The following is a 13,863-nucleotide window of genomic DNA, read 5'->3' on the forward strand; positions in this document are numbered from 1 at the left end:
CAGGTGAAGCGTATTTAAGCCTGAGTTGCGTATTTAGCCAACGTCGGATCGTTCTTCAGAACGTCGAGGGTGTTGGTGTGCACGTCTTCAGCGGTGGCGTCTGCCTTGTTGAAGATCTGCTGGTAGTGGTCATGGGTGACTGCGGCGAAATGCGCACGGTCTTCCGGTGCAACGCCCAGTACGACCGCATAGGTCGTCAGTGCCTCGCCTTGGCCCATCGCCATGTCTTTGGAAAGCTCGTCCATCATGCCGTTCATGGCAAACCAGGACTTACCGCCGTAAGTCAGGGCGCTGTTGGTGGAGCAGCCGTTGGTGCCTGAGGTCATGCCGAACGTGGCGTTACCGGAGGTGCCGTTGGTGGTGGAAGCGAGGAAGTGAGCGGGGGTACCGCGTTGACCTTCGAACAGCATGTTGCCCCAGCCGCAGTCTGGGCCGCCAGGCGCTTGAGCCATGGCGTTGATGGACACAGCGGCGAAGAGAGTACCAAGAAGAATCCGTTTCATAGCTTTAGTCTCTGTTTGTTTCAACCAAGGGTCGGATCCTGGCCGATACGGGCGCCAGGGAGGGCCGGTTATTTAATTTGTTACCGGCCGCGCAGCTTGGAGTTTAGGCACGATCTGAACGTTCCGTCAGCTATTACACTTTGTTGTATGCAGTTCGGGTCCGGAAAAGCTGTAGGAAAGTTCTCTGATCAAAAAAGGCACTCTGGTGGTTCTTGCCTTGCCAGTCTGGTGCGGCGAGCGCCAGAATGCGCCCATCTGCCCCGCCTGATGTAAGGATGTCCGATGCCCGATCCTGTTGCTGCCAGCTTGCGACTTGCGCCTGAGGCGCTGACCCGTCCCTTTTCCGCTGAACAGTTCAGCTTCACGACAACCAACGATCTGGAACCCTTTCGCGGCGTGCTCGGCCAGGAACGAGCCGTCGAGGCTTTACAGTTCGGGGTCGCCATGCCGCGCCCCGGTTACAATGTGTTTGTCATGGGAGAGCCCGGCACCGGCCGCTTCTCTTTCGTCAAGCGGTACCTCAAGGCCGAAGGCAAGCGCATGCAGACCCCGTCCGACTGGGTCTACGTCAATAATTTCGATGAGGCACGAGAGCCGCGGGCACTGGAGTTGCCGCCGGGCAGTGCCAGTGCGTTCATTGCTGACATCAACGGACTGATCGACAACTTGCTGTCGACCTTTCCTGCTGTGTTCGAGCATCCGTCCTACCAGCAGAAAAAAAGCGCCATCGACCGCGCCTTCAATCAGCGTTATGACCGGGCACTGGACGTGATCGAACGCCTTGCCCTGGAAAAAGACATTGCGCTGTACCGCGACAGCAGCAACATCGCGTTCACGCCCATGCTGGACGGCAAGGCGCTGGACGAGGCCGAATTTTCGCAGTTGCCAGAGGCTGACCGTGAACGCTTTCACACCGATATCTCGGCTCTGGAGGAGCGTCTCAACGAAGAGCTCGCCAGCCTGCCGCAGTGGAAGCGCGAGTCCAATAACCAGATGCGCCAGTTGAATGAAGAAACCATCATTCTGGCCTTGCAGCCCTTGCTGGCGCCGTTGTCCGAACAGTACGCGGAAAACGCCGCGGTCTGCGCGTATCTGCAGGCGATGCAGGTCAATCTGCTGAAAACCGTGGTCGAGCAGCTGGTCGATGACAGCAAGACCGACGCCCAGGCGCGCAAGCTCCTGGAAGAGCAATACTGCCCAAGCCTGGTGGTCGGCCACTCGGCCAGCGGCGGAGCGCCGGTGGTGTTCGAGCCTCACCCGACCTACGACAATCTGTTCGGCCGTATCGAATACAGCACCGATCAAGGTGCGCTGTACACCACGTATCGCCAACTGCGCCCAGGTGCGTTTCACCGGGCCAACGGTGGCTTCCTGATTCTGGAAGCTGAAAAAATGCTCAGTGAGCCGTTCGTATGGGACGCGCTTAAGCGTTCGCTGCAATCGCGCAAGCTGAAGATGGAGTCGCCGTTGGGCGAACTGGGCCGTATCGCCACGGTGACGCTGACGCCGCAGACCATCCCGTTGCACGTCAAAGTCATCATCATCGGCGCCCGTTCGCTGTACTACACGCTGCAGGACCTGGATCCGGACTTCCAGGAGATGTTTCGGGTGCTGGTCGATTTCGATGAAGACATTCCGATGGTCGACGAGAGCCTGGAGCAGTTTGCCCAGTTGCTCAAAACCCGGACTTCGGAAGAAGGCATGGCGCCGCTGACCGCCGATGCGGTGGCGCGTCTGGCGACCTACAGCGCGCGCCTGGCCGAACACCAGGGACGTCTGTCGGCCCGTATTGGCGATCTGTTCCAGTTGGTCAGCGAGGCAGACTTCATTCGCAGCCTGGCCAACGACGAGCGCACCGACGCCGGTCATATCGAGCGGGCGCTGAAAGCCAAGGCCACGCGCACCGGCCGCGTGTCGGCACGCATTCTGGACGACATGCTCGCCGGGATCATCCTGATCGACACCGCAGGCGCGGCGGTCGGCAAGTGCAACGGCCTGACGGTGCTGGAAGTCGGCGATTCGGCGTTCGGGGTCCCGGCGCGGATTTCTGCCACGGTGTACCCGGGTGGCAGCGGCATCGTCGACATCGAACGTGAGGTCAACCTCGGTCAGCCGATCCACTCCAAAGGCGTGATGATTCTCACGGGGTACCTGGGCAGTCGGTATGCACAGGAATTCCCGCTGGCGATTTCCGCTAGCATCGCGCTGGAGCAGTCCTACGGTTATGTGGATGGCGACAGTGCGTCGCTGGGTGAGGTCTGCACGTTGATTTCCGCGTTGTCAAAGACACCGCTCAAGCAGTGTTTCGCGATCACCGGTTCGATCAACCAGTTCGGTGAAGTCCAGGCAGTCGGCGGGGTCAACGAGAAGATCGAAGGTTTCTTCCGGCTGTGTGAAGCCCGTGGCCTGACCGGTGATCAGGGCGCGATCATTCCGCAGGCAAACGTCGCCACGTTGATGCTCGATGAAAAGGTCCTGCAGGCCGTGCGTGCCGGACAATTCCATGTCTATGCCGTGCGCCAGGTCGATGAGGCGTTGAGTCTGCTGGTCGGCGAACCGGTGGGTGAGGCGGACGAAGAGGGTCAATTCCCGGAAAACTCGGTCAACGGCCGGGTGGTGGACCGCCTTCGCGACATTGCTGAAATGCTCAGCGACGAGGACCTCAAGGAGCTCGAAAAAGAGGCGCCACAATTACAGCCTGAGCTGAAAAGTTGATGATTTGACGTCAACTAAACAGGGCGTCTGATGGCAAAATGACCATTCGGCGCCCTTTTTGTTTTCACCCTTTTCCTTAAGGGTATTTGTTCGATATTGTCGGGTTGCAGCAGTGGTCAAAGGGACTGACGCATTTCCGAAAAGCGGTTCGAGGGAATGAATACTGCAATCAATGAGGAGCTCGCCATGCCGCGCAGCCTCTGTCTTACTCGCCAATGCCTGGGTCTGGTGACCCGTATCGAATGTGTGATTCGCCCGCTGTCCGGCGATAACGGTATGTGGACCTTGCTGTTCGCTGCCGGGATGTCCGGTGAACAACCTTCTGCGCTCAAGGCTCAAGGGCCTTTCCATGGTCCGGTTGCCGCCGAGTCGGTACTGGATGCGATTGCCGAGAGTCTTGCGCTACACGGCTATCAGACCGCAGAAGAGTTACCGATCTGGAGCCTTCATCTGCAAGGTGAGTTACGACGCATCAATGGTGATTTATCCCACAGCCAGCGAACTTCCCCGGTTAGCTGAGCAAGCACCGTCGTCTCGACGAACGTCGCGTCTGTTTTCCTGGAGTCCAGAGGCGTAGCACGGCATTCGTCGAGGCTGTTTCATCGGGTTAATTGTTTCAAGTCTTGTCGTAAAGGGTTGTGCCGGAACGGCTTCGCCCTATACTCGCGAGCTTTCAATGACCTGTGAGCTTCAATGGAACGTTTTATCGAAAATGCCATGTACGCGTCGCGCTGGTTGCTGGCGCCGATCTACTTTGGCTTGTCTCTGGGATTGCTGGCGCTGGCGCTCAAGTTTTTCCAGGAAATCTTTCATGTCCTTCCCAACGTGTTTTCGCTGGCCGAGTCGGACCTGATTCTCGTCTTGCTGTCGCTGATCGACATGGCGCTGGTGGGCGGTCTGCTGGTGATGGTCATGATCTCCGGCTACGAAAACTTCGTCTCTCAGCTGGACATCGACGAAGACAAGGAAAAGCTCAACTGGCTGGGCAAAATGGACTCGTCTTCGTTGAAGATGAAAGTCGCCGCGTCCATCGTCGCGATTTCTTCCATTCATCTGCTACGGGTGTTCATGGACGCCAAGAACATCGAGCCGCAATACCTGATGTGGTATGTGATCATCCACATGACATTTGTGGTGTCGGCGTTTGCGATGGGCTATCTGGACAAGCTGACCAAGCATTGATATCGGCCGGGTAGTTTATGACTGCGTTTATCCGGTTGTGCTAGGCTGCTCGGCCTTTTAGATCAGGGCGCCCGCGGGCGCTCTTCAGCGGAGCAGCGTTATGTCCGAAGTCAATCTGTCCACCGACGAAACCCGCGTCAGCTACGGCATCGGCCGCCAGTTGGGCGACCAACTGCGCGACAACCCGCCGCCGGGCGTCAATCTGGATGCCATTCTGGCCGGTCTGACCGACGCTTTCGGTGGCCAGCCAAGCCGTGTTGGCCAGGAAGAAATGGCTGCCAGCTTCAAAGTCATTCGTGAAATCATGCAGGCCGAAGCCGCTGCCAAGGCCGAAGCCGCCGCGGGTGCGGGCAAGCAATACCTGGCCGAAAACGCCAAGCGCGAAGGTGTCACCACGCTGGAGTCGGGTTTGCAGTTCGAAGTCATCACAGCGGGCGAGGGCGCTCAGCCAACCCGCGAAAGCAACGTGCGCACCCATTACCACGGCATGCTGATCGACGGCACCGTGTTCGACAGCTCCTACGATCGCGGCGAACCTGCCGAGTTTCCGGTCGGTGGTGTGATTGCAGGCTGGACCGAAGCACTGCAACTGATGAAAGCCGGCAGCAAGTGGCGTCTGCACGTTCCTAGCGAACTGGCTTACGGCGCACAAGGCGTGGGCAGCATTCCACCGCACAGCGTTCTGGTATTCGACGTAGAACTGCTCGACGTTCTCTAAGGCTGTTGCCGTAGCCTCAAGCTTTAGGCTCAGGCAGATCGTTGCCGGGTGGACAATACGTGTCCACTCGGCAACGTCGGATTCAGGCGTGGCATCAGTGCAGTTCGCAGGCCGGGCGCAAGGCCCGGGCGTAGCAGAACAGAAACAGGCTGCGCACCATCTCCTTTTGAACACCGGGTTCACATGAGCTCAGGCTGTTGACGTCCAGATCCCCTTGATCCCGTAACTCGTCCAGCGCGTCTTCTTCCAGCACTGCACATACCTCGCCTGTCTCGCGATGCAGGATGCGCAGGTAAGGGTGTGGCCGATCCAGCCAGGCGTCGATCAAATAGGTCATGTTCGTTCTCCTTGAAAGTCTTCAATGAGAATAATTCTTATCTGTGAAATAGCAAGGATCTATTTGAGATTTATTCGCATTATGCGCCGCTGGCGCATCAAGGCCATACGCCTGTGGATAATCGCGGGCAACAAAAAACCCGTCACGCGGACGGGCTTTCGGTGTAGCGAGCTGCTGATCAGTGGGTGCGAGCGACCGCAAACTCACTCAGCTCGATCAGGGCGTCGCGGTATTCGCTAGGGGGCAGGGCGTCCAGGCAGGCGATGGCGCGTGCCACGTAGTCACGAGCCAGTTGAGCGGTGTAATCCAGTGACCCCGACTGTTCGACGGCATCACGGATACTCTCCAGATCCTCGAGGCCGCCCTTTTGAATGGCCTGACGCACTAGCGCCGCCTGTTCAGGCGTGCCTTCGCGCATCGTGTAGATCAGCGGAAGGGTAGGTTTGCCTTCTGCAAGGTCATCGCCGATGTTCTTGCCCATGGTTTCGGCGTCGCCACGGTAATCGAGCAGATCGTCGACCAGTTGGAATGCGATGCCGAGGTGATCGCCAAAGGTGCGCAGTGCTTCGCTCTGTTCCGTACCGGCCTTGGCCAGGGCGGCGGCACTGTGAGTCGAGGCTTCGAACAGCATGGCTGTCTTGCCGCGGATCACTTCCATGTACGTTTCTTCGGTGGTGCTGGCGTCACGAATTTTCGAGAGTTGTAGAACTTCGCCCTCGGCGATGACGCGGGTGGCCTTGGACAGGATCTGCATGACCGGCATCGAACCGAGCTCGACCATCATTTCGAACGAGCGCGAGTAAAGGAAATCACCCACCAGTACGCTCGGCGCGTTGCCCCACATGGCGTTCGCGGTCGAGCGGCCACGGCGCATGCCGGACATGTCGACCACGTCGTCGTGCAGCAGGGTCGCGGTGTGCAGGAATTCGATGGTGGCGGCCAGCAGACGAAGGTCGTCACCGCCGCTGCCCAGTGCCTTGCCGCACAGAAGCACCAGTAATGGACGCAGTCGTTTACCGCCGGCGGAGGTAATGTAGTCGCCGATTTTCGAGACCAGCGGCACGCGCGATGTCAGCTGCTTCTTGATAATGTGGTCGACGGCTGTAAAGTCGTCCGCCACAGCGCGGTAGAAGGCTTGGGGTTGCATCAGCGAGACGTGCTCCAGAAGGGTTGCGCGGCATGCTAGGTTGCAGGCCCCACCCTGTCAAGGCGTGAAGTAACGCCGCTTGCAAGGCGTTCGTGGCTTGCGTACAATCGCGCACCCTAACTTTCCTGGGCAGCACCTGCCTTACGCAATTGCACATGGGCCTTTCCAGCCCCGTGCAGCCATGCCAGCCAATACCTCTTCCTATAAAGAGCTGGGTGAGCAGGATTTTCGGAGAAATACCATGTCTTATGCAGTAATCGTTACTGGCGGCAAGCAATACAAGGTTGCCCCAGGTGAATACCTGAAGATCGAAAAGCTGGAAGTCGCTACTGGCGAATCCGTTACTTTTGATCGCGTTCTGTTGGTCGCCAATGGCGACGACGTGAACATCGGCGCTCCAGTTGTTGCCGGCGCTACCGTTGTGGCTGAAGTGATCTCCCAAGGTCGTCACGATAAAGTCCGCATCATCAAGTTCCGTCGCCGTAAGCACCACATGAAGCGTATGGGCCACCGCCAGTGGTACACCGAGATCAAAATCACCGGTATTCAGGCTTAATTTCAGCCTAATTCCTCACTAGGAGAATTGAACTCATGGCACACAAAAAAGCTGGTGGTAGTACTCGTAACGGTCGCGACTCAGAAGCCAAACGCCTTGGCGTGAAGATGTATGGCGGCCAGGTCATCGTTCCGGGCAACATCATCGTGCGTCAGCGCGGCACCCAGTTCCACGCTGGCTACGGCGTTGGCATGGGCAAAGATCACACTCTGTTCGCTAAAGTCGAAGGCGTGATCAAGTTCCAGGTTAAAGGCGCCTTCGGTCGCCGTTATGTAAGCATCGTGCCGAAAGCAGAAGTCGCGGCGTGATCTTGCGTTCAGGCTGTGTGAAGGCGTAGCGAAAGCCACGGCCTGCACATTGCCTGAGCTGAAAAGCCCTGTCGTTGACAGGGCTTTTTCGTTTGTAAAAGGTCTGGTTTTGGTGAGTCTCTTGCAAAGCTGTTTGTGTGGGCCGTTGTGGTGTGAAGTCGCTGGTTTTTGATCGGTATCGCAACGCTCATCTTTGCAAGAGCCTTATGAATTTATGTTGTTTGCTCGTCTTTGTGACGGGAGGCGTGCGTTATGAAATTTGTTGATGAAGTATCCATTCGGGTGAAGGCCGGTGACGGCGGAAACGGTTGCATGAGCTTCCGTCGCGAAAAATTCATCGAAAACGGTGGTCCTAACGGTGGTGATGGGGGGGACGGCGGCTCGATCTACATGATCGCCGACGAGAACCTCAACACCCTGGTCGATTATCGCTATACCCGTCACTTCGATGCCGAGCGTGGTTCCAATGGCGGCAGTACGGATTGCACTGGTCGCAAAGGCGAGGATCTGGTGTTGCGTGTGCCGGTCGGTACCACGGTGATCGATGCGAGCACTCAGGAAATCATCGGCGACCTGACCAAGGCCGGTCAGCGCCTGTTGGTGGCTCATGGCGGCTGGCATGGTCTGGGCAACACCCGGTTCAAATCCAGTACCAACCGTGCACCGCGTCAAACTACGCCAGGCAAGCCGGGTGAGCAGCGTGACCTGAAGCTGGAGCTGAAAGTGCTGGCTGACGTCGGTCTGCTGGGTTTGCCAAATGCTGGCAAGAGCACCTTCATTCGTTCCGTTTCGGCTGCCAAGCCGAAAGTTGCCGACTACCCGTTCACCACGCTGGTGCCCAACCTGGGTGTGGTGAGTGTCGATCGCTGGAAAAGCTTCGTCATTGCCGATATTCCGGGTCTGATCGAAGGCGCGTCGGACGGTGCCGGTCTGGGTATCCGTTTCCTCAAGCACCTGGCGCGTACTCGTCTGTTGCTGCACCTCGTCGATATGGCGCCGCTGGACGAAAGCAGTGCGCCGGATGCCGCCGAAGTCATCGTCAATGAGTTGATCAAGTTCAGCCCTGCGCTGGCGGATCGTGATCGCTGGCTGGTGCTGAACAAGTGCGACCAGATCCTGGAAGAAGAACACGAGCAGCGCAAGCAGGAGATCGTTGATCGCCTTGGCTGGACCGGTCCTGTCTACGTGATCTCGGCCATTGCAAAAGAAGGGACTGATCGCCTCAGTCACGACATCATGCGGTATCTGGAAGATCGTGCCGATCGTCTGGCGAGCGACCCGGCATATGCCGAGGAACTGGCCGAGCTGGATCAGCGTATCGAAGACGAGGCGCGTGCCCAGTTGCAGGCGCTGGACGATCAGCGTGCCCTGCGTCGCAGCGGTGTGAAGAGCGTGCATGACATCGGCGATGACGACTGGGATGAAGATGATGTGGACGATGAAGACGGTCCGGAAATCATTTACGTCCGTGAGTGATCGACTGAAGTAAACTACAACGCCGCTAAATTAGCGGCGTTTTAGTATCTTGAATGTGTACCTCTGGCTTAGGGTTGAACGATCATGCGGAGCAAGGTGACAGGTGCCCAGCGTTGGGTTGTGAAGATCGGAAGTGCGCTGCTGACGGCGGACGGCAAGGGTCTTGATCGCAACGCAATGGGTGTTTGGGTCGAGCAGATGGTGGCGCTGCATGAGGCGGGCGTCGAACTGGTTCTGGTTTCGTCCGGCGCAGTGGCTGCCGGCATGAGTCGCCTGGGCTGGACTGTGCGACCGAGCGCCATGCATGAGCTTCAAGCGGCGGCGGCGATTGGTCAGATGGGGTTGGTTCAGGCCTGGGAATCCAGTTTCGCGGAGCATGGTCGGCATACGGCGCAGATTCTGCTGACTCATGATGATCTGTCTGACCGCAAGCGCTACCTGAACGCCCGCAGTACATTGCGCACCCTCGTAGATCTGGGCGTAGTGCCGGTCATCAACGAAAACGACACCGTCGTGACGGATGAAATCCGTTTCGGCGATAACGACACCCTGGCGGCGTTGGTGGCAAACCTTGTGGAGGCCGATCTTCTGGTCATCCTCACCGATCGCGACGGCATGTTCGACGCTGACCCGCGTAATAACCCTGAAGCTCAACTGATTTATGAAGCCCGTGCCGACGATCCGGCGCTGGACGCTGTGGCGGGTGGTACCGGCGGCGCCTTGGGGCGTGGTGGCATGCAGACCAAGTTGCGTGCGGCACGTCTGGCGGCGCGTTCTGGCGCACATACCGTGATTGTGGGTGGTCGCATCGAGCGTGTACTGGCGCGTCTGAAGGCGGGTGAGCGACTTGGAACGTTGCTCTCGCCTGAGCGCGGCATGCTGGCGGCCCGCAAGCAGTGGCTGGCAGGGCATCTGCAGACGCGCGGCACACTCGTGCTGGATGATGGAGCAGTAAAAGCACTGACCGAGAGCAATAAGAGCCTGCTACCGGTAGGTGTAAAGCTCGTCCAGGGCAGCTTTCGTCGTGGGGAGATGGTGGTGTGTGTGGCAGCAAACGGTCGCGAAGTGGCGCGGGGGCTCAGCAACTACAGTGCACTTGAAGCGCAGAAGATCATTGGTCAGCCCTCCGACGCGATCGTGAAGGAGTTGGGCTACATGGCTGAACCTGAACTGGTTCATCGCGATAATCTGATCCTGGTCTGATTTCGGGCAGGGTCGGTTTTTTCTTATAAGGAAGCACAGATGCGCGTTCTGAAAGGCATTCTGGGGGCGGCGTTGATGTTGCCTCTGCTGGCTTCGGCTGAAGAGATTGGTCAGGTGTCGACGGTGTTCAAATTCGTCGGCCCCAATGACCGGATCGTCGTCGAGGCGTTCGATGATCCAAAGGTGGACGGCGTCACCTGCTATCTGTCACGGGCCAAGACCGGTGGTTTGAAGGGTGGTTTGGGTCTGGCGGAGGACCGTGCCGAGGCTTCCATCGCGTGTCGTCAGGTAGGGCCGATCCATTTCAAGGAAGAGCTGAAGGATGGCGACGAGGTTTTCAGGGAGCGTACTTCGTTGGTGTTCAAGACCATGCAGGTGGTTCGCTTCCTGGACAAGAAGCGCAACACCTTGGTGTATCTGGTTTACAGCGATCGCGTGATTGAAGGCAGTCCGCAGAATGCGGTAACGGCTATCCCGATTTTGCCGTGGGCGCCAGCACCGTCTCCCGGCCCTTGATGGGCCGCACCAAGCGAAATTGCAGGCAATAAAAAACCGACCCTGGGGTCGGTTTTTTAACAAGCGGGTCGCTTAGGCTGCAGCAGCAAGGTTCAGAGCCTTGATGTGGCCATTCAGGCGGCCTTTATGGCGAGCAGCTTTGTTCTTATGGATGATGCCTTTATCGGCCATACGGTCGATAACTGGCACAGCCAGAACATAAGCAGCTTGCGCTTTTTCAGCGTCTTTTGCGTCGATGGCTTTCACTACGTTCTTGATGTAGGTACGAACCATGGAACGCAGGCTGGCGTTGTGGCTGCGACGCTTCTCAGCCTGTTTTGCACGTTTTTTGGCGGAAGGTGAGTTGGCCACCGTCGAGCTCCTCGAAAGACTTGGGAAATAGCTAACAAAATAGGCCGCGAATCATGCCGATGAGTTTGACGCTTGTCAAGGGCAGTTGATGCGTTCCGCTGAGTGGTCGCCGTGTGATGCCGTGGTTATTTCATTCCGGCGTGCGACCTGTAAACTCGCGGGTTTTGGCTCTGAGCTGTTTTGCGGCGCGGAGTATCGCATAAATGGATCGCGCTTTGGCGCTTCCTTTGGTCAGGCGCACACACTTTAGATGAACCTACTCAAATCGCTTGCCGCCGTCAGCTCTATCACCATGCTGTCGCGGGTCCTGGGTTTTATCCGTGACACCATCATCGCCCGCGCATTTGGTGCCGGAATGGCAACGGATGCCTTCTTCATTGCGTTCAAACTGCCCAATCTGTTGCGAAGAATCTTCGCAGAAGGCGCCTTCTCCCAGGCCTTCGTGCCAATCCTGGCGGAATATAAAAGCCAGCAAGGCGAGGAGGCGACACGCACCTTTGTCGCCTATGTCACCGGGCTGCTGACGCTGGCGTTGGCGGTGGTCACTGTTCTTGGCATCCTTTTCGCGCCATGGGTCATCTGGGCCACGGCCCCAGGCTTCGCCGATACGCCGGAAAAATTCCAGCTGACCTCTGACCTGCTGCGGGTGACCTTTCCTTATATATTGCTGATTTCGCTGTCCTCGCTGGCGGGCGCCATTCTCAATACCTGGAACCGTTTCTCCGTGCCGGCCTTCGTGCCGACGCTGCTCAACCTCGCGATGATTTTTTTCGCGCTGTTCCTCACGCCGTACTTCAATCCGCCGGTCATGGCGCTGGGTTGGGCCGTGCTGGCAGGTGGTTTGCTGCAACTGCTGTATCAACTGCCACACCTGAAAAAAATCGGCATGCTGGTGTTGCCGCGGCTGAATCTGCGGGATACCGGCGTCTGGCGGGTGATGAGGCAGATGCTGCCCGCGATGTTGGGCGTTTCGGTCAGTCAGATCTCGCTGATCATTAACACCATATTTGCTTCTTTTCTGGCAGCGGGCTCGGTGTCGTGGATGTACTACGCCGACCGGTTGATGGAACTGCCCTCGGGCGTGCTCGGCGTTGCGCTGGGGACAATTCTGCTGCCGATCCTGTCGAAAACCTACGCCAGCAAGGATCGCCACGAATATTCACGCATTCTCGACTGGGGTCTGCGGCTCTGCTTTGTACTGGTCCTGCCCTGCACATTGGCCCTTGGGCTGCTGGCGGAGCCGTTGACGGTCTCTCTGTTTCAGTACGGCAAGTTTGATGCGACTGATGCTGTGAAGACACAAGGCGCTTTGGTCGGCTATGCCGTGGGGCTGTTGGGCATCATCGTCATCAAGGTGCTGGCGCCCGGCTTCTATGCGCAACAGAATATTCGTACCCCGGTGAAAATCGCGGTGTTCACCCTCGTCGTGACTCAGTTGTTCAACGTGCTGTTCGTCTACGTCGTGCACCTGGCCCATGTGGGGTTGGCGCTGGCGATCAGCATGGGTGCCTGTCTGAATGCGCTGCTTCTGTTCTGGCAACTGCGTAAACAGGATCTTTATCAGCCTCAACCTGGCTGGCCGGTGTTTCTGACCAAGTTGCTGGTGTCTGTGGCGGTGATGTCAGGTGTGCTGTTGGGCTTGATGCACGTGATGCCGGCCTGGTCCGACGGGCAGATGCTTGAGCGCTTCATCCGGCTAGGGGGGCTGGTCGTGGCCGGGGTGGTGGCGTATTTCGGGATGTTGCTGTTGCTGGGCTTCCGCCTGAGAGATTTCGCCCGCAAGGCGATCATGTAGGATCAGTCGTCGGTTTTTGCCGGTTACCGCCGATTGTTGCGCTTTGCCTCACTGTGTCGCCTGTCGTTGAAGGCAGTGTGTGGTTATAATCGGCCACTTTATGAGCAAGAAGCGCGTTATGCAGCTGGTTCGAGGCCTTCAAAATCTGCGCCCCCAGCATCGGGGCTGCGTCGCCACCATTGGCAATTTCGACGGTGTTCACCGTGGTCACCAGGCTATCCTGGCGCGACTGCGTGAGCGTGCCGTCGAGTTGGGCCTGCCCAGCTGTGTGGTGATTTTCGAACCGCAGCCGCGCGAGTTCTTTGCCCCGGAAACCGCTCCGGCCCGGCTGGCACGTCTGCGCGACAAGCTTGATCTGCTGGCCAGCGAGGGTATAGATCTGGTGCTCTGCCTGGCGTTCAACCAGCGCCTGAGCCACCTGAGCGCCGCCGGATTTGTCGACACCGTGTTGGTCGAAGGGCTTGGCGTTAAACACCTTGAGGTCGGTGACGATTTCCGTTTCGGTTGTGACCGGATGGGTGACTTCGACTTTCTTCAGAAAGTCGGCGCAGAAAAAGGATTCTCGGTAGAGGCTGCGCAGACCGTGGAAATCAACGGCGTACGCGTCAGCAGCACCAAGGTGCGCGATGCTCTGGCCAATAGTGATTTCGCCTTGGCCGAGCACTTGTTGGGTCGGCCCTTCGCGATTTCTGGACGCGTTCTGCATGGTCAGAAGCTGGCCCGTCAGTTGGGAACGCCCACCGCCAACGTGCAACTCAAACGTCGTCGCGTGCCATTGACCGGTGTCTATCTGGTCAGTGCCGAGATCGATGGCAAGGTATGGCCTGGCGTCGCCAACATCGGCGTACGACCGACCGTGGCGGGCGATGGGCGTCCGCACCTTGAGATTCACCTCCTGGATTTTGCCGGCGATATCTATGGCCGGCGTTTGACGGTGGTATTCCACCAAAAGCTGCGTGATGAGCAGCGTTTCGCCTCTCTTGAGGCGCTTAAGACGGCGATCGATGCGGATGTCGCTGCCGCCCGTGCCCATTGGGGCATGGTCAACCGCTAACT

15 protein-coding genes are annotated in these 13,863 nt (G+C 58.1%); 11 read left to right on the plus strand and 4 right to left on the minus strand.

Annotated features, from left to right (window positions below; genetic code table 11):
* Positions 1-14: 14 nt before the first annotated feature.
* A complete protein-coding gene (locus tag BMY73_RS12735) occupies positions 15-503 on the minus strand; it encodes a DUF3015 domain-containing protein (RefSeq protein ID WP_062378806.1) in 489 nt (162 codons plus the stop codon).
* A gap of 282 nt (positions 504-785) precedes the next feature.
* On the opposite strand from BMY73_RS12735, the gene BMY73_RS12740 reads away from it, so the two are divergent.
* From BMY73_RS12740 to BMY73_RS12755, 4 genes are all read left to right on the plus strand, one after another.
* Positions 786-3,218, plus strand: coding sequence for a Lon protease family protein (locus tag BMY73_RS12740; RefSeq protein WP_092407465.1), 2,433 nt, complete (start codon positions 786-788; stop codon positions 3,216-3,218).
* A 186-nt stretch (positions 3,219-3,404) separates the two neighbouring features.
* Positions 3,405-3,737 carry a PA4575 family protein gene (locus tag BMY73_RS12745; RefSeq protein WP_062378803.1) on the plus strand — a complete coding sequence of 111 codons (333 nt, stop codon included), beginning with the start codon at positions 3,405-3,407 and terminating at the stop codon, positions 3,735-3,737.
* A gap of 174 nt (positions 3,738-3,911) precedes the next feature.
* Positions 3,912-4,400 (plus strand): TIGR00645 family protein, encoded by a 489-nt coding sequence (locus BMY73_RS12750; protein ID WP_092407467.1) that lies wholly within the window; start codon positions 3,912-3,914, stop codon positions 4,398-4,400.
* Between the two features lie 100 nt (positions 4,401-4,500).
* Positions 4,501-5,118, plus strand: a complete 618-nt coding sequence (locus BMY73_RS12755; RefSeq protein WP_062378801.1) for a BamJ family beta-barrel-assembly machinery protein — start codon at positions 4,501-4,503, stop codon at positions 5,116-5,118.
* A 94-nt stretch (positions 5,119-5,212) separates the two neighbouring features.
* On the opposite strand, the gene BMY73_RS12760 is transcribed toward BMY73_RS12755, so the two are convergent.
* Together BMY73_RS12760 and BMY73_RS12765 are read right to left on the minus strand one after the other, a co-directional pair.
* Entirely contained in the window at positions 5,213-5,455 is a 243-nt protein-coding gene (locus BMY73_RS12760) for a PA4570 family protein (RefSeq protein WP_062378799.1), read from the minus strand.
* A gap of 178 nt (positions 5,456-5,633) precedes the next feature.
* The gene (locus BMY73_RS12765) at positions 5,634-6,602 is read right to left on the minus strand and encodes a polyprenyl synthetase family protein (protein ID WP_062378793.1); all 969 of its coding nucleotides are present in this window, start codon (positions 6,600-6,602) and stop codon (positions 5,634-5,636) included.
* A gap of 241 nt (positions 6,603-6,843) precedes the next feature.
* Between BMY73_RS12765 and rplU the strand changes: the two genes are divergently transcribed.
* From rplU to BMY73_RS12790, 5 genes are all read left to right on the plus strand, one after another.
* Positions 6,844-7,158, plus strand: a complete 315-nt coding sequence (gene rplU, locus BMY73_RS12770; protein WP_007950961.1) for a 50S ribosomal protein L21 — start codon at positions 6,844-6,846, stop codon at positions 7,156-7,158.
* 35 nt (positions 7,159-7,193) lie between these two features.
* Positions 7,194-7,466, plus strand: coding sequence for a 50S ribosomal protein L27 (gene rpmA, locus BMY73_RS12775; protein ID WP_062378791.1), 273 nt, complete (start codon positions 7,194-7,196; stop codon positions 7,464-7,466).
* Between the two features lie 252 nt (positions 7,467-7,718).
* The gene (cgtA, locus tag BMY73_RS12780) at positions 7,719-8,942 is read left to right on the plus strand and encodes an Obg family GTPase CgtA (protein WP_062378789.1); all 1,224 of its coding nucleotides are present in this window, start codon (positions 7,719-7,721) and stop codon (positions 8,940-8,942) included.
* An 84-nt stretch (positions 8,943-9,026) separates the two neighbouring features.
* Positions 9,027-10,145, plus strand: a complete 1,119-nt coding sequence (proB, locus tag BMY73_RS12785; protein WP_062378788.1) for a glutamate 5-kinase — start codon at positions 9,027-9,029, stop codon at positions 10,143-10,145.
* A gap of 39 nt (positions 10,146-10,184) precedes the next feature.
* Positions 10,185-10,661: a CreA family protein gene (locus BMY73_RS12790; RefSeq protein WP_092407469.1), complete on the plus strand. Its 477-nt coding sequence runs from the start codon at positions 10,185-10,187 to the stop codon at positions 10,659-10,661.
* A 72-nt stretch (positions 10,662-10,733) separates the two neighbouring features.
* On the opposite strand, the gene rpsT is transcribed toward BMY73_RS12790, so the two are convergent.
* On the minus strand, positions 10,734-11,012 hold the full coding sequence (gene rpsT / locus BMY73_RS12795; RefSeq protein ID WP_007924739.1) for a 30S ribosomal protein S20: 279 nt from the start codon (positions 11,010-11,012) through the stop codon (positions 10,734-10,736).
* A 250-nt stretch (positions 11,013-11,262) separates the two neighbouring features.
* On the opposite strand from rpsT, the gene murJ reads away from it, so the two are divergent.
* Both murJ and ribF read left to right on the plus strand, forming a co-directional pair.
* Positions 11,263-12,807 (plus strand): murein biosynthesis integral membrane protein MurJ, encoded by a 1,545-nt coding sequence (murJ, locus tag BMY73_RS12800; RefSeq protein ID WP_092407472.1) that lies wholly within the window; start codon positions 11,263-11,265, stop codon positions 12,805-12,807.
* A 118-nt stretch (positions 12,808-12,925) separates the two neighbouring features.
* Positions 12,926-13,861, plus strand: a complete 936-nt coding sequence (gene ribF, locus BMY73_RS12805; protein WP_062378783.1) for a bifunctional riboflavin kinase/FAD synthetase — start codon at positions 12,926-12,928, stop codon at positions 13,859-13,861.
* The last annotated feature ends 2 nt before the right edge of the window (positions 13,862-13,863 follow it).

It is taken from the genome of Pseudomonas sp. NFACC02, from assembly GCF_900110765.1.
GTDB lineage: Bacteria > Pseudomonadota > Gammaproteobacteria > Pseudomonadales > Pseudomonadaceae > Aquipseudomonas.

Bases quoted from the DNA above. Each gene is read 5' to 3' on its own strand.
- cgtA (WP_062378789.1), top strand. From the start codon at position 7,719: ATGAAATTTGTTGATGAAGTATCCATTCGGGTGAAGGCCGGTGACGGC.
- rplU (WP_007950961.1), top strand. From the start codon at position 6,844: ATGTCTTATGCAGTAATCGTTACTGGCGGCAAGCAATACAAGGTTGCC.
- proB (WP_062378788.1), top strand. From the start codon at position 9,027: ATGCGGAGCAAGGTGACAGGTGCCCAGCGTTGGGTTGTGAAGATCGGA.
- ribF (WP_062378783.1), top strand. From the start codon at position 12,926: ATGCAGCTGGTTCGAGGCCTTCAAAATCTGCGCCCCCAGCATCGGGGC.
- BMY73_RS12750 (WP_092407467.1), top strand. From the start codon at position 3,912: ATGGAACGTTTTATCGAAAATGCCATGTACGCGTCGCGCTGGTTGCTG.
- BMY73_RS12790 (WP_092407469.1), top strand. From the start codon at position 10,185: ATGCGCGTTCTGAAAGGCATTCTGGGGGCGGCGTTGATGTTGCCTCTG.
- BMY73_RS12735 (WP_062378806.1), bottom strand. From the start codon at position 503: ATGAAACGGATTCTTCTTGGTACTCTCTTCGCCGCTGTGTCCATCAAC.
- BMY73_RS12755 (WP_062378801.1), top strand. From the start codon at position 4,501: ATGTCCGAAGTCAATCTGTCCACCGACGAAACCCGCGTCAGCTACGGC.
- BMY73_RS12740 (WP_092407465.1), top strand. From the start codon at position 786: ATGCCCGATCCTGTTGCTGCCAGCTTGCGACTTGCGCCTGAGGCGCTG.
- murJ (WP_092407472.1), top strand. From the start codon at position 11,263: ATGAACCTACTCAAATCGCTTGCCGCCGTCAGCTCTATCACCATGCTG.
- rpmA (WP_062378791.1), top strand. From the start codon at position 7,194: ATGGCACACAAAAAAGCTGGTGGTAGTACTCGTAACGGTCGCGACTCA.
- BMY73_RS12760 (WP_062378799.1), bottom strand. From the start codon at position 5,455: ATGACCTATTTGATCGACGCCTGGCTGGATCGGCCACACCCTTACCTG.
- BMY73_RS12745 (WP_062378803.1), top strand. From the start codon at position 3,405: ATGCCGCGCAGCCTCTGTCTTACTCGCCAATGCCTGGGTCTGGTGACC.
- BMY73_RS12765 (WP_062378793.1), bottom strand. From the start codon at position 6,602: ATGCAACCCCAAGCCTTCTACCGCGCTGTGGCGGACGACTTTACAGCC.